Consider the following 20,745-nt stretch of genomic DNA (forward strand, 5'->3'; position numbering starts at 1 on the left):
CCGGCATGCGGACGAAGGGCACGGGCAACACACCGTCATCTGCTGCCCGGTTCATCTGGAACTGATGTTCAAAGAAGGGGGCATCATGTTGCAATCCGGTGAAATGCAAAAGCGCTTCAGTCACTTGCAGCAAACCGTCAGCGAAGCATCACGGACCTGCCACGCCGATGCGACGATTCCAAAAGACTTGATGAAATGCATGGACGAACTCGATAACGAATGCAAATCGGCAAGCAAGGTCATGTCGTCGAAAGATGAGGGTCGAATCCGGCAATGGGTCGATGACCTCGAACAGATGGGTGATCGAGCAGAGCGCGTTTGCCAAAAGGCCGGCAGTCTCGATACCAGGATCGTGGATGCGGTCAGTTCGATGCACTCCGAGCTTTCTGACCTGAAGCGGCAACTGCACTGAGCTGCCTGATGGCCCCGTCCAGGGAATCGGGGCCATTCTGAGAATCTGCTGGTGACCGAGATGGTCAACGCCTCGGGAATCTGCACGGGAATACGCGACGCAGACGGCGCCTGGTCATTGGCAGTCGCCTGCGTCGAAGGGTAGCCTTTCAGCCGGAATGAGTCGACGCCAGATTTCACCCATTATGCCGGCCGGTCCTCGCGCCGGAGACTGAAGTGCCGCAGCAGCTCATCGCGCAGCCCGGCGATATCGAGCACATGCTGCGCACGCGTCACGGCCACGTAGAGCAGCCGGAGTTCATCCTCGTCCGGCATCGGGTTGCCATCGGCACCCCGCAAGCGGAAATCGTTCGCCACCTTGACCCGCTTCCATTCGAGGCCCTTGGCGCGGTGGACGGTCGAGATCACGTAGTCGGCGGTGCCTTCCGCCGCCGAGCGCTGCGCCAGCGCCCGCAGATAGCCGGTGCCCAGTTCGTCGACGATGCGCACAACCGGCAGCAGGTCCTGGCCGAATGCACTGCGCGCAAACGCCTGTGCGTCGCCCCACGTCTCGAACAGCGAAAACGCCGCCGGGCGGAACGCGCGTTGGCCGGCCAGCAGCCGGTCCGCGCCGTCGGCATAGGCGAGAATTTCGGCCGGACTCATCCGTATCGCCGGTCGATGTCCCGCCTCGAGTGCCGCCGCGAACTGCCAGATCGCCGTGACGTTCTTGCGGCACAGGATTGCATCGACCGGCGGCGCCAGCGCGGGGTCTTCCACCATGATCGAGCCGATGGCGCCCTGTCCACGGATGGGCGTGCGCTCACCGAGCAGTGCGAGCAGTCGGCTGGCGAGCGCCGCGAACGTGGCGCCAAAGCGGAACGACTCCGTGAGCGCGCATTCGGGCGCGTCGATCTGCGCCATCGCATTGACTGCACCCCGCCACTCGTAGATCTGCTGGTAAGGGTCGCCCACGTAGATGATCTGCGCATGGCGCTGCCGGCCAAGGACCGACAGCATGACACCGTCGCTGTCCTGCGCTTCGTCGAAGAGGATGTAGTCGGCTTCAATGCGTGGCTCCGAGAACGCCCAGAGCTTGAGGAGCACATCAGGCGAAATGGCGCTCGTGGAGCGCGCTGCTGCGCCCTCCTCCCACAGCCGCCCGACGTAAGGTAGCAGCCAGGTGCGCAGTTGCGCGGCCACCGCTTCGTCGATCTTTTCATCGACGACAATGTGCTGCGCAGCGGGTTGAATATCCGCGGACCGGCAGAACCTGTCCAGCCCATCGGCGATCATCCGCCCGATCTCGAACGGGGCGATCTCGACGGCCTTGCCCGTCACTGTCCGCACTTCCAGCGGGCCAAGCCCATAACGCGCAGCCAGTTCGTGCGGCGGCTCGCCCTGAAGACTCATCCGGTTTCGCAGCGACGGGCTGACGGAGGCCCACGCCAGCGAATGCATCGTCCGTGCGCCGACGTGAGGTGGAAAACGCCGGGCCGCGCTTGCCGCGATTTCCCGGTTGAATGCGAGGTACGTGCCACGTCGCTGGCCGAAATGCTCGGCCACGAGCTGGAGTGTGGAGGTCTTGCCCGCGCCGGCAAACGCCTTGATTTTCAGGTCCCCGGCGTGCAACGCTGCCTCGATCACGGCCTGCTGCTCGCCCGTTGGGACAAATCTCTTTTTCACGAGATACCAGACCTCATGTGCGGTCGCTCCTGGCGATGTGGAATCGCTGATTTTCGCATGGCCTACAGCCGATAGCGCTGCGCGGCACCGGACGCGTCATCAGGACACGTCCGCGTTTGATCACAGGAAACAGCACATCTGGCGTTGCGAGAGCCAAACAGCGTCCATCACGTCTCAAGAAGCTCAAGCCCGTTTTATGCCGCCCAGGATCAATGGCATCCATGCATTGATCCTGGGCCCGCGTAATCGACGCCGATCAATCGTAAAGCACGGCAGCGATCTTCGGATCTTTCATATTGGTCTTGTCATACCAGTAAAAGCCCGTGTCGACTTTCTTGGGCAACTTCTCGCCTTTGAGCGCCTTTACCGCGGAATCGACCACACATTTGCCGATACCGACTGGGTTCTGCGTTATCGCGCCCGCCATCAGGCCGGAGGTGATGTCCTCCTTTTGCTCCTTGCCGGAGTCGTAGCCGATCAGCACCAGTTTTTTGCCCGATTCCTTGACGCCAATCGCCGCGCCTTCCGCCGAACCTTCATTGGCGCCAAAAATGCCCTTGATATTCGGGTTGGCCTGGATCATGGCCTTGGCGATTTCCGCCGACTTCAAATGGTCGCCGCCGCCGTACTGCACGGAAACAATCTTGATGCCCGGATGCTTTGTCTTCATTTCGTTGAGAAAGCCGTCGCGGCGATCGATACCCGTGCGGCTTGTCTGGTCGTGCACGATCACGCCGACTTCGCCTGAATTGCCAATCATCTCCGCCATCTTGTCGGCGGCGAGCGCGGCGGCGGCAAGGTTGTCCGTTGCGCAGGTCGTCAACGGAATGTCGCTGTCGACGCCCGAGTCGAATGCAATCACAGGTATCTTGCTAGCCTGTGCGCGTTTGAGCAGCGGAATGGCCGCCTTGCTGTCGAGCGCGGCAATGCCGAGCGCCTGCGGCTTCTTGGCGAGCGCGGCCGAGAGCATGTCGATCTGCTTGTCGACCATAGCCTCCGTTTCCGGGCCTTCGAAAGTGATCCTGACGTTGTTCTCCTTCGCCGACTGTTCCGCGCCGGATTTCACGGCTTGCCAGAACTGATGCTGAAAGCCCTTCGAGATGAGCGGAATGTAGGGTTCCTCAGCATACGTCAATCCGGTCACCCCCACGAGCGCGCCGACTCCGATTACGGCACTGATGAGTTTTCTTTTCAACATGACGTTTCTCCTCCTAAGGTGGTCCATTGACCTCCAGCCATTCAGGGAGCCTTGGGGTACTCCCTTTTCTTTACCGCTTCGACCTCCTCTTTCAGCCCCTCTTGCGCCGCAAGATATCCGCGTAGACCGCGAGGATGATAATGAGGCCCGTGACCACGATCTGCCATTCCTGCGCAACCGACATGATGCGCAAGCCGTTGGTCAGCACGCTCATGAGGAAAGCGCCAATGATGGTCCCGAGTATCGTGCCCGAGCCACCGCTCAACGACGTGCCGCCTATCACGACGGCCGCGATGGCTTCCAGTTCGTACCCCTGACCAAGCGCAGGTTGCGCCGAATTCAGACGCGACGCGATAAGCAGTCCTGCAATGCCGCAAATCGATCCGCCGAGACCGTAAATCGCGACCTTCCAGCGGTCGACATTCACACCCGAAAGGCGCACGGCCTCCTCATTGCTGCCGAGCGCAAACGTATAGCGGCCGAGCGCCGTGCGATTGAGCGTGATCGAGCTGACAATAGCGAGCAGGAACAGGATCAGCACCGCGTTCGGCACAGGCACGCTCGGCAGCAGGTAGCCGATCAGCGAATCCTGCGAAATCCTGTAGAAGTTTTCGGTGTCGGTGAAATAGATGGGCTTGTCCGCCGAAACGACGAGCGAAAGCCCCTTGAGCAGCAGCATCATGCCCAGCGTGGCGATGAAGGGCGGGATTTTCATTTTCGCCACCAGCGTTCCCGAAATGGATCCGCACAACGCGCCCGTTCCAATCGCGGCGAGCACGCCCATCCACATCGGCAAATGCCAATAGCTGAGAAACACGCCGCAAATCACCGCCGTGAAGGTCATCAAGGTGCCGACGGACAAATCGATGCCCCCCGTGATGATGACGAATGTGCTGGCGATGGCCAGCACACCGTTGACGGCCGTCGCCTGCAGGATGCCGAGAATATTGTCGATCTGCATGAACGCAGGCGACGCGAAGCTGAAAAAGATCAGCATCAGGATCAGGCTCGCAAAGGCGAGCAGCTTTTGCAGCGCAGTCGGCGAGAAAATGCGCGCCCGGAAGCCGGACAATCGCTTCTGGTTGGACAGCGCCGCAGTATCCGATTGCATTGTCATGGATTCAACCTATCGAGTTTCATGCCGCCTGCAAGGCTTCGCGCTGCGTGGCGAGATGCATGATGCGCTCCTGCGTCGCCTCACTGGCGCCGAGTTCGCCTGTGATACGGCCTTCGCACATCACTACGATCCGGTCACTCATGCGCAGGATTTCCGGAAGTTCCGACGAGATCATCACGATCGCCTTGCCTTGTTCGGCAAGGGCACGCAGGAGCTTGTAGATCTCGCTCTTGGCGCCGACATCGATGCCACGCGTCGGCTCATCGAAGAAGAGCACGTCGCAGTCGCGCTCCAGCCACTTCGCAATGACGATCTTCTGCTGGTTGCCACCCGAGAGCAGCCGCACCGGCTGCGTCGCGGAAGGCGTGCGGATGGCGAGCAGATTGATGAAATGTGACGCCGTCTTGCGTATCTGCAGGCGACGCAAAAACAGGTTCAGCGACAGGTATTTGCCGAGGTTGGACATCACGATGTTCGATTCGACGTCCATGCCTGTCGCGAGGCCGAAGCGCTTGCGGTCTTCGGAGAGATAGCCAATCCGGTGCGCGACGGCGTCGCTCGGCTTTCTGATCGGCGCCTTCACGCCTTTCACAAAGACTTCGCCGGATTCGACGGGGTCCGCGCCGAACACGGCGCGCGCGACCTCGGTGCGACCCGCGCCCATGAGTCCGGCAAAGCCCAGTATCTCGCCTTTGCGCAACGTGAAGCTCACGTCCCTGACGAGCGGCCCGGCATTCAGATGCTTCACTTCGAGCGCGATTTCGCCCTGGTGCGCCGGACCAGGATAAGGCGAGACGTCGGCGAGCGTTCGGCCCACCATCATGCCGATGATGGCCTGCACGCTCGTATCGGCGGTGGCGACGGTGGCCACGTATTCGCCGTCGCGCAACACGGTCACACGGTCGGAAATCTGCTTGAGCTCGTCCATCTTGTGCGAGATGTAGATGATCCCGACACCGCGCGCCTTCAACTGACGAATAATCCGGAAGAGTTCGGCGATCTCGGCGTCGTTGAGCGCGGAAGTCGGCTCGTCCATGATGAGCACGCGCGAATCGAACGAGAGGGCCTTCGCGATCTCAACCATCTGCTGGCTGGCGACCGTGAGCGTGCCGACCACGGTACGCGGGTCGAGATGCACGTGCATGCGCTCGAGGATCGCGCGCGCCTGCGCATTGAGTTTGTCTTCGTCGAGGAACAGGCCAAAACGGCCGCGCGGCTCGCGGCCGATGAACATATTCTGCGCGACGGTCAAATGATTCATCAGCTGAAGTTCCTGATGAATGATGCCCACGCCCGCGGCCTGGGCCTCACGCGGGCTCGCGAACGCAACGGGCCGGCCGTCGTAGAAAATATCGCCCGAATCGCGGGTGTACACGCCGGCGAGAATCTTCATCAGCGTCGACTTGCCCGCGCCGTTTTCCCCCATCAGCGCGTGCACCTCGCCCGCCGTGAGTTCGAACTGGACCTCGTGAAGCGCCCTCACGCCGGGAAAGCTCTTGCTAAGCCGGTTGACGGAAATGAGCGGAGTCATGGCGCAAAAGTGCACGAAAGGGGTTGAAGTGCGGGCATCGCTTAACGTAAGCCAGGCAAGCCTAAGGTGCGAAAAGATCCGGCCGTTCATTTGCGGACCGGTGCAACTCCTCGACCATCTGATCGAGATGGTCATGCATCGCCTTTGCCGCCGCGTCGGCGTTGCTGGCGCGAATGGCTTCGAAAATGCGTTCGTGCTCGGCGAGCGTGTGCACGAGACGCTCAGGACTCGCCAGCAATTGTCTTGCGCGATCCAATGCATTGCGCGATACCGCGACGATTTCTTTGACTCGCGGCAGCTTCACCGCGTCGAGCATGATTTCGTGAAAGGCCAGGTCGAGCCTGTGAAACGCAAGACGCTGACCGTTCCCGGTGACCTTGCGCTGCTGGTCGAGGTTCTCGGCCAGTGCATCGATCGTGGCCGGGTCCTGCATGAGCGCGACACCGCGCACCGTTTCGACTTCGAGCGCACTGCGGATGAACAGGTGCTGGCGGATGTCGTCGAGCGCAATCGGTTTGACGCGCGTGCCGCGCTGCGGCAACACTTCGACGAGACCCGCATGGGCGAGCCTCGCCAGCGCGGCGGAAACCGGAAAGCGCGATACGCCCATCCGTTCGCAGACCGCAATCTTGTCGATCATCATTCCGGGTTCCAGCACAAGCGTCAGGATCGCATCTCTCAGCGCCTGTTCAACCGCGTCGGTCAAGCTGACGTGTTCGCCGCCCCTGATCTTTTGCAGTGCGACATAAGGATTGCCGGCGGCACTCGCTACATCGGGTGAAAAGTTCACGGTACGCTTGATTTCCAGGAGACATGCTAGCATGCTAGAAAGTGGATTTAGCGTTGTCAACGCGTGCAAACGCCTGGTTTTGGGCCTGGTTTTCGGGCCCCGACTCTCAGGCCTGGTTTTCGGCCGTCCCTCTGTGGGGAGTTCAGATGACCACGATCTCAAGGCTGTCCGTCCGGGATATCCGCTTCCCCACTTCGCGCTCGCTCGACGGCTCCGACGCAATGAATGCGGCGCCTGACTACTCCGCCACTTACGTCACGCTCGAAACGGATTCGCCGCACCAGCTCACGGGACACGGTCTCACGTTCACGATCGGGCGCGGCAATGAAATCTGCGTGACGGCTGTCAATGCGCTTACGCCGCTCATCGTTGGCAAACGTCTCGAAGACATTGCCGCGAATATGGGCGCATTCTGGCGCGCATTCACTTCCGACAGCCAATTGCGTTGGATCGGCCCGGACAAAGGCGCGATTCATCTCGCTACGGCAGCTGTCGTGAATGCCGTTTGGGACTTGTGGGCGAAGTCGGTTGGCAAGCCAGTGTGGAAGCTTCTCGTCGATATGAGCCCCGAGGAACTCGTGCGCTGCCTCGATTTTCGCTACGTAACAGATGCGATCACCCCTTACGAAGCGCTAGCCATGCTGCACCGCCACGAGAAAACCAAGGACGTGCGCGAAGCGGAAATGCTCGCGCAAGGCTACCCCGCCTATACGACCTCGGCTGGCTGGCTCGGCTACGACGACGACAAGATCCGGCGCCTCGCGCGCGAAGGGGTCGCGCGGGGCTGGACGCATTTCAAGCAGAAAGTAGGCGGCAATCTCGACGAAGACGCGCGGCGGGCTCGCATTCTGCGAGAGGAAATCGGTGAAAACCTGAAGCTGATGATGGACGCAAACCAGGTGTGGGACGTCGACGAAGCGGTGATGAACATGCGACGTCTGGCGGAATTCGACCCGTGGTGGATCGAAGAACCGACGAGCCCCGACGATGTTCTCGGCCACGCGACGATCCGTCAGCGTCTGGGCTCGATTGGAGTGGCGACGGGCGAGCACTGTCACAACCGCGTGATGTTCAAGCAGTTGTTGCAGGCACAGGCGATCGACTTTTGTCAGGTGGACGCTTGTCGGTTAGGCGGACTAAATGAAGTGATCGTTGTGCTGTTGATGGCCGCGAAGTTTGGCGTGCCCGTCTGTCCGCATGCGGGCGGCGTGGGGTTATGCGAGTATGTTCAACACATTTCGCTATTCGACTATATCTGCGTGTCGGCGTCGCTGGAGAACCGCGTGCTCGAGTATGTCGATCATCTGCACGAGCATTTCGTCGAACCCGTCGTGATCCGCAATGGCCGGTACATGCCGCCTCAGAAGCCCGGTTACAGCATCGAAATGAAGCCGGACTCGCTCGACAGATACGCTTTCCCCAAGGGCGAGGCGTGGCGGCCTTAGTTCCACTCCATCTGTGAACCAAAGTTAAGATGCCATGGCTTGATCAGCGATGGGAACGCTTGACGGTTCCGGAAGGCAATTCGCCGAAGAGTTTCCGATAGTAGCCGGCAAACCGGCCAACATCGTCGAAACCGAAACTCATGGCAAGTCGCGTTATCGAAGATGAACCGGCCGTGCCCTGCCGGAGGATTTCGCGAATCGCATGCAATCGCTGGTGGCGCAAATAAGTAACGGGCCCAATGCCAAGCGTCTCCGAAAACGCGCGATGCAGCGTTCTGCGAGAAAGGTCGAGGGTTTGGCAAATCTCGGAGATGTGAACGGGCCGGGCTCGATATGCGTCGAGGAGATCTTCGACCCGACGCACGATCATGGCGGATTTGACCGGCGCGGTGTCCTCATTCATGGCAATGCCATTCGCAACGGAATAGACAAAGGCTTCCACCAGCGCACGAGCCCAGAAATCGGAACTGTCCGGCGAGAGATGGGGGCCGGCTTGAGCGAGCGTGCCGACGAGTGTCTTGAATCGGGCCGCAATCGACTGCGCGACGAGCGGATCGGGACGGACTCGCGTTGTCCGCTGCCAGAAGTCGAAATCCGAAATACCGCCCTCGCCCTTCATGAATTCGGCAAGCTCGGCTGGGCTGAGTGCGATCGTTGCGAAGCTTGCCGCGCCCTTGTAACTGCCTTCGTGATCGCTTCCCGCGGCAGCGAACACGACATCGCCGGGTTCAACGTCAAAGCACCAATGCGAAACAGGCTGCTCGCGGTCCAGCAGCATGCCCACGATCTGCTTGTCTTTTGACATCACGCCCCGCGCTCGCACGGCTCGGGAAAAATGTCCGACGCTGACCGAAAAGCCGCCCAGCATGCCATACGTGACGGACCCCGTGAGCGTGCCTGCTTCAATCTGGCAAATCTCGATGTCGCTGCCTCTCACTGGCTCCCGCAGATCTTCAATATCGCAAATCTGCTTGCGATAAAAAGCCAGCCGGTCGTGGGACACAGACCCTTCAGGAAGCGTTGGTCGCGACATCGATCTCTCCCGGTTGAACTGCATCGGGAGTATAGCAAGGCCAAATATTCGAACCGCGCCATTGCGCAGCGCATGCCAGCGCGACGGCTCGTGCGGGTCGAGCGTCGCGCTGGCATGATGGTCTTGACTTACATCGAGGAGCCCTGCGCCGACGTCGAGCCCTTCACCCCAACCGACGCCCCGCCCTGCGCCGCGGCCGCGCCGTTGAGCGTTTCATCGGCCTTCGCTTTCGCGCCGCCAACGGCTTCCTCCGCGCTCGACATCGCGCCTTGCGCGTGATGCTTCGTCGTTGCGGCGACATGCTTGGCATGCTGCTTCGTCGAATGGGCGGCCGACTTCGCGGCACCCTGTGCCGATTCGGCCGCCGCGCCCACCGCGTTCGTCGCACCGCCGGCGATGTTGCCCGCGGCTTCGCCGGCGTTGCCCACGGCCTTGCCTGCGCCGTTCACCACGCCGCCGACGAGGCCGCCCGCGCCGGCACCCGTACCCGCGGCGTTCGCGCCTGCACCTGCTTGCGCACCGGCACCGAGAACCGGCGTCTGGACATTCGCGCCAACACCGGCCGAACCCTGCGCGCCTGCCTGGTTGGTTTGCGCAAATGCGGCCGTGGTAGCGAAGGCGGTCAATGCAGCGCCGAGCAACATCGTACGGATCGTGTTCATGGTTTTCTCCCTAAAGGCATCGATAAGGCATTGATAAAGCATTGATGGTCGCAGCCGAATCGACTCGGCCCGTCATCTTTTGCTCGCCGCACCATGCGGCAGGCAGGGCCACTTTATCGAGCCTTGCGCACGAAGTCCTCGATTTTTGAGGACTGTTACTCTCGTTGCAATTGCTGACGAATGCCTGACCTTCTTTAACAGTTAGCGCGGCTCGCATGGCAAGAAGCCCAAACGCGCCGCGCCAATCCGGGGAGAACAACCCTCGTTTATTCGCTACGCTTTCGCTTGATACGCTCAATCCACTCGATCCATTCGAGCCGCCTGATCTTCTTGAGCCAGCCGCCGCGTCCGAACTCGGTTTGCTGCAGGAACACGGCGATCACGATAATCAGGCCTTTGAGCACGAGTTGAGTATTGCTGTCGATGTCGTTGAGCAGCAGAATGTTGCCGAGAAAGCCGAAGATGAGCACGCCCACCACCGTGCCCGAGATGCGCCCCACGCCGCCCATGAGGCTCGTTCCGCCAATCACGACGGCCGCGATTGCATCGAGTTCCCAGCCTATTCCCGCATCGGCCTTTCCCTGCCGGTATTGCGCCGCATAGAGCACGCCCACGAGCGCCGAGAGCAAACCGGAAATGGCATACGCCATCATCTTGTAGCGGTTGACGTTGAGTCCGGAAACCACGGCGCATTTCTCGTTGCCGCCAATCGCATAGAGATATTTGCCGAACACGGTCCGGTTCATCACGAAGCTAAAAATCGATGCGATCACGAGAAAGCAAAGCGCGGGTACGGGAATCAGATTGAACAGCAGCGCGCGCAGATTCTCGATTTCGGCCGTGGCGTTCGTGCCGCTGTAGATGGAATAGACGGCGGTGTCCTGTCCGGCAATCAGTCGCGCCGCGCCCAGCACGCCCACCATGGCCGCGAGCGTGACGATAAACGGCTGCATGCGCCCGCGCGTGATGATCCATCCGTTGATGCTGCCCACCGTGAAGCCCGCGAGCGGCACGATCCAGAGCACCCCAACGAGTGGCATGCGGTGCGCCGCATGCTGCACGATATACAGGCACGCAAGCGCCGCGCACAGCAACGCGATGACCCCGAGCACCGGAAGCGCGGCGCCTGAATGTGCGCCTGAATGTGCGCCGCGCGCGCGCGACGCTTTGCGCCATGCGCCCAGCACGATAAAAACGATCGAGAATACGGCGAGCGCGTTGAGCACCAGCGACGCGTAAGTCGCCCGGCTCCATCCATCGGTGGTGAGCAGCATGGCCGTGAGCACGCTGCCCAAACCCATGATGGCCCCAACCGACAGGTCGATGCCCGCGGTGATGATCACGAGTGTCATGCCGATCGACATCACGCCGACATTGGCGACCTGGCGAAACACATCGGAGATATTGGCGCTCGACAGAAAGATATTGCTGCCGTCGCTCGCATGCGGCGACGTGAAGGCGCCCACCACGAGCAGCAAAATGAGTCCGAGGTAGTACTTCAAGTGCGTCATCAGCGTACTCAGTTGGCGCCTGCGCGTGGGCGCATCCGGCTCGGCAACATGGTCCTGCACATGCAGCATGGTCAGCCTCCAAGGCGATGTCCGATTACGTTTCGAATACGTTTCAAACAGGTTTCAAGCGTCGTCACGATCGATGCGTTCAAGGAGAGGCGAGACGAACGAGCTCATCGCCGGAAAAATCGCTGCGCGGCAGGACCCGTTTCGCGCGCCCTTCGCACAGGACGAGAATGCGATCGCACAGCAAGGTCAATTCGTCGATCTCGGAGCTGGCAATCAGCACGGTCACGCCTGCGCGCGCCGCGCCGAGAATCTGCCGGTAAATTTCCGCTTTGGCGGCGACGTCCACGCCGCGCGTCGGCTCGTCGAGCAGCAGAATGCGCGGCCGCGTCATCAGCCATTTGCCGATGATGAGCTTTTGCTGATTGCCGCCGGACAGGCTATTGGCAGCCTGCGCGAGGCTGCGATGCTTGACCCGCGACGCGCTGGCCTGCTCGGCGATCCGGCCGCACAGCCGGCGCCGAAGATAGAGCGGAAAGCCCGGCACGCGCGGCAAGGAAGGCAGCATGAAATTCGCTTCGAGCGACTGGTCGAGCACGAGTCCGTCCTTTTTGCGGTCCTCGGTCACGAACGCGAGCCCGGCCTCGGCCGCTTCGTCTGGAGACCTGAATGATCGCTGCCGCCCCGCCACGGCAATGCTGCCCTCCTGCGCATAGGCCGATATTCCGTAGATCGCTTCGAGCACCTCGGTCTTGCCCGCGCCAAGCAGACCCGAAAGGCCAAACACCTCGCCCTCGAGCACCGAGAACGACACATCGCGCACCATCGCGCGGGCCGGGCCCCAAAGCGTGAGGTCGCGCACTTCGATGCTCGTGCTGCGCGTGCGCGGCGCCTCGTCCTCCGCCCGCTCCGGCGGTGCGAAGTCCTTGCCGATCATCATCGAGACCAGCGCCGTCGACGATTCGACCTGCGCCACCGGCAGCGTCGAGATGCGCCGGCCATCGCGCAGCACGGTGACGCGGTCGGCCACGGCAAAGACCTCGCCTAGCCGATGGCTGATCAGCACGATGCCCATGCCGCGTTCGCGCAGCCGTTTCGTGAGCGTGAGCAGCGCGTGGGTCTCCACGTCGGAAAGCGCCGATGTTGGTTCGTCCATGATCAGGACTTTCGCATCGGCCACCAGCGACTTGGCGATTTCGACCAACTGCTTTTCGCCCACCCGCAACGTGCCGACGAGCGTTTCGGGATCCGCCCGGAAACCCAGTTGATCGAGCACGCCGCGCGCCGCCGCCCGCATCGCGCGCCGGTCGGGAAAACCGAAGCGCGTGCGCGGCTCCTTGCCCAGAAAAATGTTGTCGACTGCCGAGAGCGTATCCACCAGATTGAGCTCCTGATGGATGAGCGCGATCCCGGCATCGATGGCGTCGTTCACGCTCGCGAGCCGCGCAGGTGCGCCCCGCACGCGGATCGTGCCGCTGTCCGGCGTGTACAGCCCGCCCAGCATCTTCATCAGACTGGATTTGCCCGCGCCGTTCTCGCCAACGAGCGCGTGCACCTCTCCTGCCATGACATCGAAGTCGACGCTCGACAGCACGGCGCTGCCGTTGAACGAGATCGACAAACCGTCCGCTTCGATCAGCGGTGCGGGAACGACAGCATTCATTCAGGCCCCTCCGGCTGGCGACTCAGTGACTGGCAACTTAGTGACTGGCGATATAAGCCTTGGCGTTGTCGGCGAAGATGCCTTGGGTGGGCAAGGTGACCTTCTTCGGAATTTTTTCGCCGTGCAGCAACTTGAGCGCCTGGCGAATGCCCTCGGCGCCGGGCGTGGGATACATGAATGTGCCGGCCAGCAGCCCGTGCTCGACCCACGTGGCGCCCTCCTGAGGCAAGCCGTCGATGCCCACGAACTTGATGCTCTTGTCGCGTCCCGCGTCCTTGGCCGCGAGGTAGGCGCCGTAGGCCATGGGATCGTTGTGGCCATAGACCACGTCGATTTTCGAATTCACGCGCAGCACCGTCTTCATATACTCGTAGGCCTTGTCCTGCTTCCAGTCGCAGTCCACGCGCTCGCCCACGAGCTTGATGCCGGGCTCCTTGCTGATCACGCTGAACGCGCCATCGTGACGATCATGCGCGGGCTGCGCGCCAAAGCCGCCCCACACTTCGACCAGATTGCCCTGGGCATGCCCCGGCCCGCCTAATAGCTTGACGACGAACGACCCTGCTTCACGGCCGATCTGCACGTTGTCGCCGCCGATGAACTGCGTATAGTCATTGCCGTTCACTTCGCGATCGAGCACGAACACGGGAATGCCCGCCTTGAAGGCCTTTTCCACCACCCCGGTCAACCCCGCCGACTCCTTGGGCGAAATGAAGATCGCGTCCATCTTCTGGGCGATGAAATTCTCCATGTCCGCGTTTTGCTTGTCGGTGCGATCGCCTGCATCGGCAATCACGAGATCGACCTCGGGATGCTTCCCGGCTTCGGCTTTCATGTCCTTGTTGAACTGGACGCGCCAAGGCTCGACCGTCGTCACCTGAGAAAAGCCAAAGCGGTATTTTTTCTGCTGCCCGAACGCAGATGCGCTCACCAGCGTCCCGAGAACACCCGCTGCACCGGCAAGCGGCACCGCGGCCAGACCCGCAACAAGCAGGCGTCGTTGACTGTCCATCGTCTTGTCTCCTTTGTCGTATGAACCGGGCGGCGCACGCGTGGCCCGCCACGGGGGGCTACAGAAAATAAAACGTTATAGCGGCGGTGCTGTGGATGCAGGCGAGGTCTCGCCGCATGGGTCATACGGCACCGCGGGCACGGCAGTCACGGCGGGCACGGCGGGCACCGCGGCCGTGCTTTCGCGAACCCGCAAATCGGCACGCATACGCAAGTGCACGATTTCCGGGTGTTCGCCCTGCAACTGCTGGTGCAGCAGATTCCAGATCGCCCGGCCGATAGCCTCCACCGGCTGACGAATCGAGCTGATGCCGGGGCGCAGCACCGACATCCACGGCGCATCGTCGAACGAGAGCAGCGAGATGTCTTCCGGCAGCCGCAGCCCGGCATCGCGAATCGCCCGCAGCGCGCCGAGCGTCGCAACATTGGCGCCGGTGAAAAGCGCCGTCGGCCGCTCGCGTGCGGAGAGCACGCCAAGCGTCGTCGCGTGGCTTTCCGTATCGCTCATGCCGCACACGACGACCTTGGCGTGCTGCTCGAGCCCGGCTTGCCGCATCGCTTCCCTATAGCCCTGCGCGCGCTCGCGGCTGTTGACGAGGTCGAGCGCGTTGACGATGAACGTGATGCGCCGGTGGCCAAGCGCGATCAGATGCCCGGTGCCGTCCATCGCGGCGCGATGGCTGTCGGTGGTGACGGTGTTGGCGGGAAAGCTGTTGTCGACACGATCGGCCATCACGAGCGGCACATTGCATTCGCGCAGTTCGCTGATTGCGTGCGCGTAGCCGTGGCACGGGATGATGATCATGCCGGCCACCTGCCGGGAAAGCACGAAGCGGATGCGCTCCGCTTCGCGTTCGGGATCCTCCTGGGCGTGCGCCAGGATGAGCCGGTAGCCGCATTCGAGCGCATGGTCTTCGAGCGCGCAAACCAGTTCGATGAAGAACGAATTGGTCAGGTCGGGCACGACGAAGCCAATCGAGGTCGAGCGGCAACTGCGCAGTTCGGCGGCCAGGCTGTTGCGCCGGTAGCCGAGTTTGCGCGCCGCCTCCCAGACCTGGCGCCGCCGCGCTTCGCTTACGCTCGTGGCGCCCGCGAGCGCCTTCGACGCCGTGCCGAGCGAAACCCCCGCCGCGTTCGCGACGTCCTTGAGCGTGCTGGCACCCTTTTTTCGGTCGTCCATGCCGATCTTTCAGCCTGAATATGAAACGTTTCAAAGATTAGGAAACGGATTTTCAGGCTTCAAGGGAGGGCTTTTACTAAGTGCCCGATGGCACCGGGTAACACCAGCCGACGAATCTAGACGACGTGCTGCCCCAACGCTTGTGACAGGTTGCGCGCTTCGCGCTTGAGCAATTCGGCGAATTCAGCGACCCGCTCGTCCGTCACCCGCACGCTGGGTCCGAAAATGCAAATTGATCCCGCTATCTGGTTCGCACCGTTGAAAAACGGCGCGGCCACGGCGACGGCGCCCTCGATCAGTTCGTGACGGCTCATGCCATAGCCTTGTGTGCGAATCCGTTCGATATCGGCGAGCAGCGGCGAGAGATCCTGGCCGGGATCGGCTACATAGCGGCGCAGCGCATCGGCGGTTAGTTGCATCTGCGAAAGAATGGCGCGTCCACTTGCGCCCAACACGAGCTTCTCCCGATATCCCACGCCGCGCCGGAAGCTGAGCGGCTGCGGGCTCTCCATCTCGGCGACGCAGATACGCCAGGCGCCATCGGGCACGAACAGGGCCACCGTTTCCGACGTTTGCTCCCAGAGAGTGCGCAGCATCGGCTGCGCGAGATCCGCGATGCTGTGGTCGCTCATCCAGACGTGGGCCAGATGGGCAACGGCGCTCCCGAGGCGAAACCGCTGCGGCTCGCCCTCCGATGCAAGAAAACCCCGTTGTTCCAGCGTGTTCAGCAGGCGATACAGCGTCGGCCGGCTCAGGTTCACGCGCGTAAGGAGTTCCGCAACGGTCAGTTCCTTGTCGCCAGGCTGGAACGCAAGAAGAATTTCTAGCGCTCTTTCCACTGCACGCACACTTTCATGCGGCTTTTTTTCTTCCATCTGAAATTTCCTTTCTATTACCGCGCGGAGCGTCTGCACATTGTAGAGAAAGTCCCGCTTGCCGAGCGCCTGCCGACCGCTTGACTTCATCTCACATGTCCGTAGAATGAAATCACATTCTCACACAGCGGACAACGCCGCATTCGATTCAGAGGACGACGATGGACAAGAACATGTCAGAAACACTGGTGCGCACGGGCCCCGGAACCGCAATGGGTCACCTGATGCGGCGCTACTGGGTGCCGATTCTGCTCGCGAGCGAGATCGCCGAGCCCGACTGCCCGCCCGTGCGCGTACAGATTCTGGGCGAGAAGCTGCTGGCTTTTCGCGATTCCGAAGGCAAGGCGGCGCTGATCGACGAGTTCTGTTCGCATCGCGGCGTGTCGCTGTATTTCGGCCGCAATGAGGAAAACGGCATCCGTTGCGCGTACCACGGTCTCAAGTTCGACCGCGACGGGAAGTGCGTGGACGTGCCGTCCGCCCCGCAGGCCTGCAAGCACATTGGCATCACCGCCTATCCGTGCATCGAGCGCGCGGGCATTGTGTGGGCCTACATGGGCCCGAAGGATCGCCAGCCGGCGCCGCCGGATCTGGAGTGGTGCAACCTGCCGGACAGCCACGTATTCGTCTCGAAGCGACTGCAGGAGTCGAACTATCTGCAAGCGATGGAAGGCGGCATCGACACGAGCCACGTTTCGTATGTGCACCGCTATGAGGTCGACGACGACCCCATGCACCAGGACACCAAGGCGCTCGACTACATCAAGGCGGACGGCAACGTGATCTTCGAGATCGAGAAGCAGCCGTTCGGCCTCACGCTGTTTGGCCGCCGCAACGGCGAGCCGGACTCGTACTACTGGCGCATCACGCAGTGGCTGTTCCCGTGGTACACGCTGATCCCGCCCTTCGGCGATCACTCGCTGGCCGGCCACGTGTGGGTGCCCATCGACGATCACAACTGCTGGGCCTGGAGCATCAACTTCCGCCCGGATCGCCCGCTCAGCGAGCAGGAGCTGAGCGATCTGGAAGCCGGCAAGGGCATTCACTGCGAATACGAACCGGGCACGTTCCGCCCCAGGGCCAACAAGGACAACGACTATCTGATCGATCGCCAGGCGCAGAAGGACAAGCGCGCGTATTCCGGCGTGTTCGGCTTTGCGATGCAGGACGCGTCGCTTCAGGAAAGCATGGGGCCGATCCAGGATCACAGCAAAGAAAAGCTGCTGCCCACGGACCGCGCGATCGTGATGGCGCGCCGCATGCTGTACGAGGCCGCCACGGCGCTGCTTCCCGATAGCGATCCGCCGGCCATCGATGCCGACCAGCAGCGCGTGCGCGCGGCAGGGGCATTGTTGCCGCGCGAGCAGAAGCCGCAGGAATGGGCCGTGATTCACCTTGCCGACGGCAAGGACCAGCCGGTCTACTCGATCTGATCCTGCTCGCCCGGCGCTGGCTTTGCGCCACGAATCATCATTCGTAATCCGAAACAAGGAGGCCGGCGTTGCGCCGGCATGCAATGCAGCAAGGTAAAAGACTTCAAGCCAAGGTCGCGCTGATCACGGGCGGCGGCGGCGGAATCGGCGCTGCGACGGCCCGCGTCTTCTGCGACGAAGGCGCGGCCGTCGTGCTGGTCGACGCGAATGCGCAAGCGCTCGATCACGTCGCCGGCGAATTGCTCGCCCGCGATCCCTCGGCCCGTGTGAAGACCTTCGCAGCCGACGTGGCGAACGCGCCAGCGGCGCTCGAGGCGGCACACCTGGCCGCCGATTCGTTCGGCCGGCTGGACATCCTGGTCAACAACGCGGCCATGCGCAATTACAGCGCGCTGGCCGACGCCACGCCCAGCGAATGGCAGGACATGGTTTCGGTCAATCTGATTGGAACATCGAACTATTGCAGAGCCGCGCTGCCCCTGCTCCGCCAGTCGGGCGCGGCGAGCATCGTCAATGTTTCGTCGTGCTATGCCGTGACGGGCCGCAAGGGCATGGGCCTCTACGACGCGACCAAGGCGGGCATGCTCGCGATGACGCGCACGCTCGCCTTCGAAGAAGCGTCGCATGGCGTGCGCATCAATGCGGTATGTCCGGGCTCCACCCTCACCGACTTTCACGTCAATCGCGCGCGTGCTGCCGGCAACAGCGTCGAGGCGCTCAAGACCCAGCGGCAGGACACGTCGCTGATCGGCCGTTGGGCCAGCCCCGAAGAAGTCGCATGGCCGATTCTCTGGCTCGCCAGCGACGAAGCATCGTTCATCACCGGCACCACGCTGATGGTCGATGGCGGCCTGTCGATCATGTAAAGGATGATGGGCATGAACGACTCTACGCTTACGCTGCGCGTCGTGCGCCGGCACATCGAGGCCGAAGACATCGTCAGCTTCGAATTCGCGAGCCCCGACGGTCGCGCGCTGCCCGCATTCGATGCGGGTGCGCATATCGACGTGCACGTTCCCGGCGGCCTCGTCAGACAGTATTCGTTGTGCAATTCGACGGAGGAGCGCCACCGCTACCAGATCGCAGTATTGCGCGACGCCCAGTCGCGCGGCGGATCGGCGGCCATGCACGAAGCCGTGCGTGAAGGCGACGAGATTCGCATCGGCGCGCCGCGCAATCATTTCCCGCTCGCCCAAGGTAACGTGAAGCATCTGCTGCTGGCGGGCGGCATCGGACTTACGCCGCTGCTCTGCATGGCCGGGCATCTGGACCGGGCGAACGCGCAGTTCGAGATGCACTATTGCGCCCGCTCGCGCACGCGCGCAGCATTTCTCGAACGCATCGCAGGCGCTGCGTGGTCCGAGTGCGTCCAGTATCATTTCGACGATGGCGACGACGCCCAGCGCCTCGATTTGCGCGCGCTGCTCGCCACGCCGCAACCCGACACCCATCTGTATGTCTGCGGTCCGCAGGGATTCATGCAGGCCGTGCTCGATACGGCGCGCTCGGCGCTCTGGCCCGAGCATCAGCTGCACTACGAGTTTTTCGCGGCGGCGCCAGTGAGTCATGCGAACGATGCAGAGTTCGAGGTCCGGCTGGCGCGCAGCGGGCGCATCGTGGCGATCCCCGCGGAGCGCACGATCACGCAGGCGCTCGCCGACGCCGGCGTTGACGTCCCCGTCTCCTGCGAGCAAGGCATCTGCGGAACCTGCATCACGCGCGTGCTCGATGGAGAGCCCGATCATCGCGATCTCTATCTTTCGCCCGAGGAGCAGGCCCGCAACGACCAGTTCCTGCCTTGCTGCTCGCGCGCGAAGTCGAAATTGCTCGTGCTCGATCTCTAGCGGCATCGCCCATCCCAGGACAACCAAAACCATTCCAAAGCAATAACAGGCCAGAGCAGGCCGGAATATAAAAGGGGCGCCCATTTGCGCCCCGCATCGGAGGAGTCATGGAGAAAGATCTCGCGTCGTCAGGCGACGCAACGTATGGCGTCTGGTCGGAGCAAAACGCGGCGGCCACGCAGGCCGGCGCCTACCGCTGGATTGCCCTGTTCATCGTCTGGGCGGCCTTTCTGCTCAGCTACGTGGATCGTGTTGCATGGAGTACGGTGGCCGCGCCCGTGGGCGCGTCGCTCGGCCTCAGCGTCGCGATGCTCGGCGCGTTCGTGACGGCGTTCTACTCGGGCTACGTCATCGCGAATGTGATTGGCGGCATTCTCACCGACCTGCTCGGCGGCCGCGCGATGATGACGCTGGCCCTGCTGCCGCTCGGCGTCTTCACGTTCTACTTCGGCGATACCCGCTCGCTCACGATGGGGATCGTCATACAGCTTGCGATGGGCTTTGCCGCAGGCGCCGACTATTCGGCCGGCATGAAGATCATTCCTGCCTGGTTCGTGCGCGACCGGGGCCGTGCGATGGGCATCTACACCACGGCGACGTCGCTGGCCGTCGTGCTCGCAAACGCGATCGTCCCGTCGTTCTCCGCGCAGCACGGCTGGTCCAACGCCTTTCGCATGCTGGGCGGCATCACGGTTGCATGGGGCATCGTCTCCCTGCTCTTCCTGAAGAACCGCCCCACCCAGGATCAACCGCCGGCACGCAACAGCGCGACGGAGATGCTCGGCCTGCTGCGCAACCGCAATCTGATCGTGCTCGCGATCGCAGGCTGCGGCGGTCTGTGGGCGACCGTGGGATTCGGCGCGTGGGGCAATGCGCTGATGACCCGCCAATATGGCATCTCGCCCGTGGTGGCCGGCTCCATCGTTGCGTCGTTCGGGATTGGCGCGGTCATTGCCAAGCCGGTCCTTGGCTGGATTTCCGACCTTCCCGGCGTGTCGCGCAAGCTTATTTCGATTCTCTGCCTGCTTGCCTTCACCATCACGCTGCTGATCTTCGGCGCCTGCTCGACGACCGCGCAGTTCTATCTGATCGCCCCGGTCCTGGGCGCCTTCTCGTACGGCTACCTGCCGGTTCTGATGGCGCAGATCAGCGACGCTTCGGGCAAACGTCTGGCCGGTGCTGCCGCGGGCTGGACCAACGCGATCTGGCAAATGGGCAGCGTGGTTTCGCCGCTCGCCGTGGGCCATGTTTATGGCGGCACGCATTCATTCATGCTTGCGCTGCTCACACTCGCCATTGGCCCCGTGATCGGCATGGCTGCCATGTTCTTCGTCAGCAAGCATATTTCCCGCGAATAGCAGGACGCATCG

The 20,745-nt window shown here is 62.3% G+C and carries 18 protein-coding genes; 6 read left to right on the forward strand and 12 right to left on the reverse strand.

Translation table 11 applies throughout. The features are described from left to right. The first annotated feature begins 85 nt into the window (after nucleotides 1-85). Nucleotides 86-412: a hypothetical protein gene (locus L5014_RS01910; RefSeq protein ID WP_238462130.1), complete on the forward strand. Its 327-nt coding sequence runs from the start codon at nucleotides 86-88 to the stop codon at nucleotides 410-412. A gap of 182 nt (nucleotides 413-594) precedes the next feature. On the opposite strand, the gene L5014_RS01915 is transcribed toward L5014_RS01910, so the two are convergent. The 5 genes from L5014_RS01915 to L5014_RS01935 form a co-directional block, all read right to left on the reverse strand. Then, nucleotides 595-2,076 (reverse strand): UvrD-helicase domain-containing protein, encoded by a 1,482-nt coding sequence (locus L5014_RS01915; protein ID WP_238461879.1) that lies wholly within the window; start codon nucleotides 2,074-2,076, stop codon nucleotides 595-597. Nucleotides 2,077-2,332: 256 nt separating this feature from the next. Next, nucleotides 2,333-3,274, reverse strand: a complete 942-nt coding sequence (locus tag L5014_RS01920; protein ID WP_238461880.1) for an ABC transporter substrate-binding protein — start codon at nucleotides 3,272-3,274, stop codon at nucleotides 2,333-2,335. 91 nt (nucleotides 3,275-3,365) lie between these two features. Then, on the reverse strand, nucleotides 3,366-4,391 hold the full coding sequence (locus tag L5014_RS01925; protein ID WP_035533349.1) for an ABC transporter permease: 1,026 nt from the start codon (nucleotides 4,389-4,391) through the stop codon (nucleotides 3,366-3,368). A gap of 19 nt (nucleotides 4,392-4,410) precedes the next feature. Then, nucleotides 4,411-5,922 (reverse strand): sugar ABC transporter ATP-binding protein, encoded by a 1,512-nt coding sequence (locus tag L5014_RS01930; protein WP_238461881.1) that lies wholly within the window; start codon nucleotides 5,920-5,922, stop codon nucleotides 4,411-4,413. 61 nt (nucleotides 5,923-5,983) lie between these two features. After that, nucleotides 5,984-6,745 (reverse strand): GntR family transcriptional regulator, encoded by a 762-nt coding sequence (locus L5014_RS01935; protein WP_238461882.1) that lies wholly within the window; start codon nucleotides 6,743-6,745, stop codon nucleotides 5,984-5,986. Between the two features lie 113 nt (nucleotides 6,746-6,858). On the opposite strand from L5014_RS01935, the gene L5014_RS01940 reads away from it, so the two are divergent. Beyond that, nucleotides 6,859-8,157 (forward strand): L-fuconate dehydratase, encoded by a 1,299-nt coding sequence (locus L5014_RS01940; protein ID WP_238461883.1) that lies wholly within the window; start codon nucleotides 6,859-6,861, stop codon nucleotides 8,155-8,157. 43 nt (nucleotides 8,158-8,200) lie between these two features. On the opposite strand, the gene L5014_RS01945 is transcribed toward L5014_RS01940, so the two are convergent. The 7 genes from L5014_RS01945 to L5014_RS01975 all read right to left on the reverse strand — a co-directional run bounded on the left by L5014_RS01945 (nucleotide 8,201) and on the right by L5014_RS01975 (nucleotide 16,098). After that, nucleotides 8,201-9,190, reverse strand: coding sequence for an AraC family transcriptional regulator (locus tag L5014_RS01945; protein WP_238461884.1), 990 nt, complete (start codon nucleotides 9,188-9,190; stop codon nucleotides 8,201-8,203). Nucleotides 9,191-9,318: 128 nt separating this feature from the next. Further along, on the reverse strand, nucleotides 9,319-9,852 hold the full coding sequence (locus L5014_RS01950) for a hypothetical protein (protein WP_238461885.1): 534 nt from the start codon (nucleotides 9,850-9,852) through the stop codon (nucleotides 9,319-9,321). A 266-nt stretch (nucleotides 9,853-10,118) separates the two neighbouring features. Beyond that, complete coding sequence (locus L5014_RS01955; RefSeq protein WP_238461886.1) at nucleotides 10,119-11,432, reverse strand: ABC transporter permease; 1,314 nt, start codon at nucleotides 11,430-11,432, stop codon at nucleotides 10,119-10,121. Between the two features lie 79 nt (nucleotides 11,433-11,511). After that, a complete protein-coding gene (locus L5014_RS01960; protein ID WP_238461887.1) occupies nucleotides 11,512-13,032 on the reverse strand; it encodes a sugar ABC transporter ATP-binding protein in 1,521 nt (506 codons plus the stop codon). Between the two features lie 37 nt (nucleotides 13,033-13,069). Next, the gene (locus L5014_RS01965; RefSeq protein ID WP_238461888.1) at nucleotides 13,070-14,044 is read right to left on the reverse strand and encodes a substrate-binding domain-containing protein; all 975 of its coding nucleotides are present in this window, start codon (nucleotides 14,042-14,044) and stop codon (nucleotides 13,070-13,072) included. Between the two features lie 75 nt (nucleotides 14,045-14,119). Continuing rightward, nucleotides 14,120-15,223, reverse strand: coding sequence for a LacI family DNA-binding transcriptional regulator (locus L5014_RS01970; protein ID WP_238461889.1), 1,104 nt, complete (start codon nucleotides 15,221-15,223; stop codon nucleotides 14,120-14,122). Nucleotides 15,224-15,339: 116 nt separating this feature from the next. Next, nucleotides 15,340-16,098, reverse strand: coding sequence for an IclR family transcriptional regulator (locus tag L5014_RS01975; RefSeq protein WP_238461890.1), 759 nt, complete (start codon nucleotides 16,096-16,098; stop codon nucleotides 15,340-15,342). Nucleotides 16,099-16,259: 161 nt separating this feature from the next. On the opposite strand from L5014_RS01975, the gene L5014_RS01980 reads away from it, so the two are divergent. The 4 genes from L5014_RS01980 (at nucleotide 16,260) to L5014_RS01995 (ending at nucleotide 20,733) form a co-directional block, all read left to right on the forward strand. Continuing rightward, nucleotides 16,260-17,531, forward strand: coding sequence for an aromatic ring-hydroxylating dioxygenase subunit alpha (locus L5014_RS01980; protein WP_238461891.1), 1,272 nt, complete (start codon nucleotides 16,260-16,262; stop codon nucleotides 17,529-17,531). An 83-nt stretch (nucleotides 17,532-17,614) separates the two neighbouring features. Continuing rightward, entirely contained in the window at nucleotides 17,615-18,397 is a 783-nt protein-coding gene (locus L5014_RS01985) for an SDR family NAD(P)-dependent oxidoreductase (RefSeq protein ID WP_238462131.1), read from the forward strand. A 12-nt stretch (nucleotides 18,398-18,409) separates the two neighbouring features. After that, entirely contained in the window at nucleotides 18,410-19,375 is a 966-nt protein-coding gene (locus L5014_RS01990) for a PDR/VanB family oxidoreductase (protein ID WP_238461892.1), read from the forward strand. A gap of 107 nt (nucleotides 19,376-19,482) precedes the next feature. Beyond that, nucleotides 19,483-20,733 carry an MFS transporter gene (locus L5014_RS01995; RefSeq protein ID WP_238461893.1) on the forward strand — a complete coding sequence of 417 codons (1,251 nt, stop codon included), beginning with the start codon at nucleotides 19,483-19,485 and terminating at the stop codon, nucleotides 20,731-20,733. The last annotated feature ends 12 nt before the right edge of the window (nucleotides 20,734-20,745 follow it).

Origin of the sequence: Paraburkholderia tagetis (genome assembly GCF_022213065.1) — a bacterium.
GTDB classification, from domain to species: Bacteria; Pseudomonadota; Gammaproteobacteria; order Burkholderiales; family Burkholderiaceae; genus Paraburkholderia; species Paraburkholderia tagetis.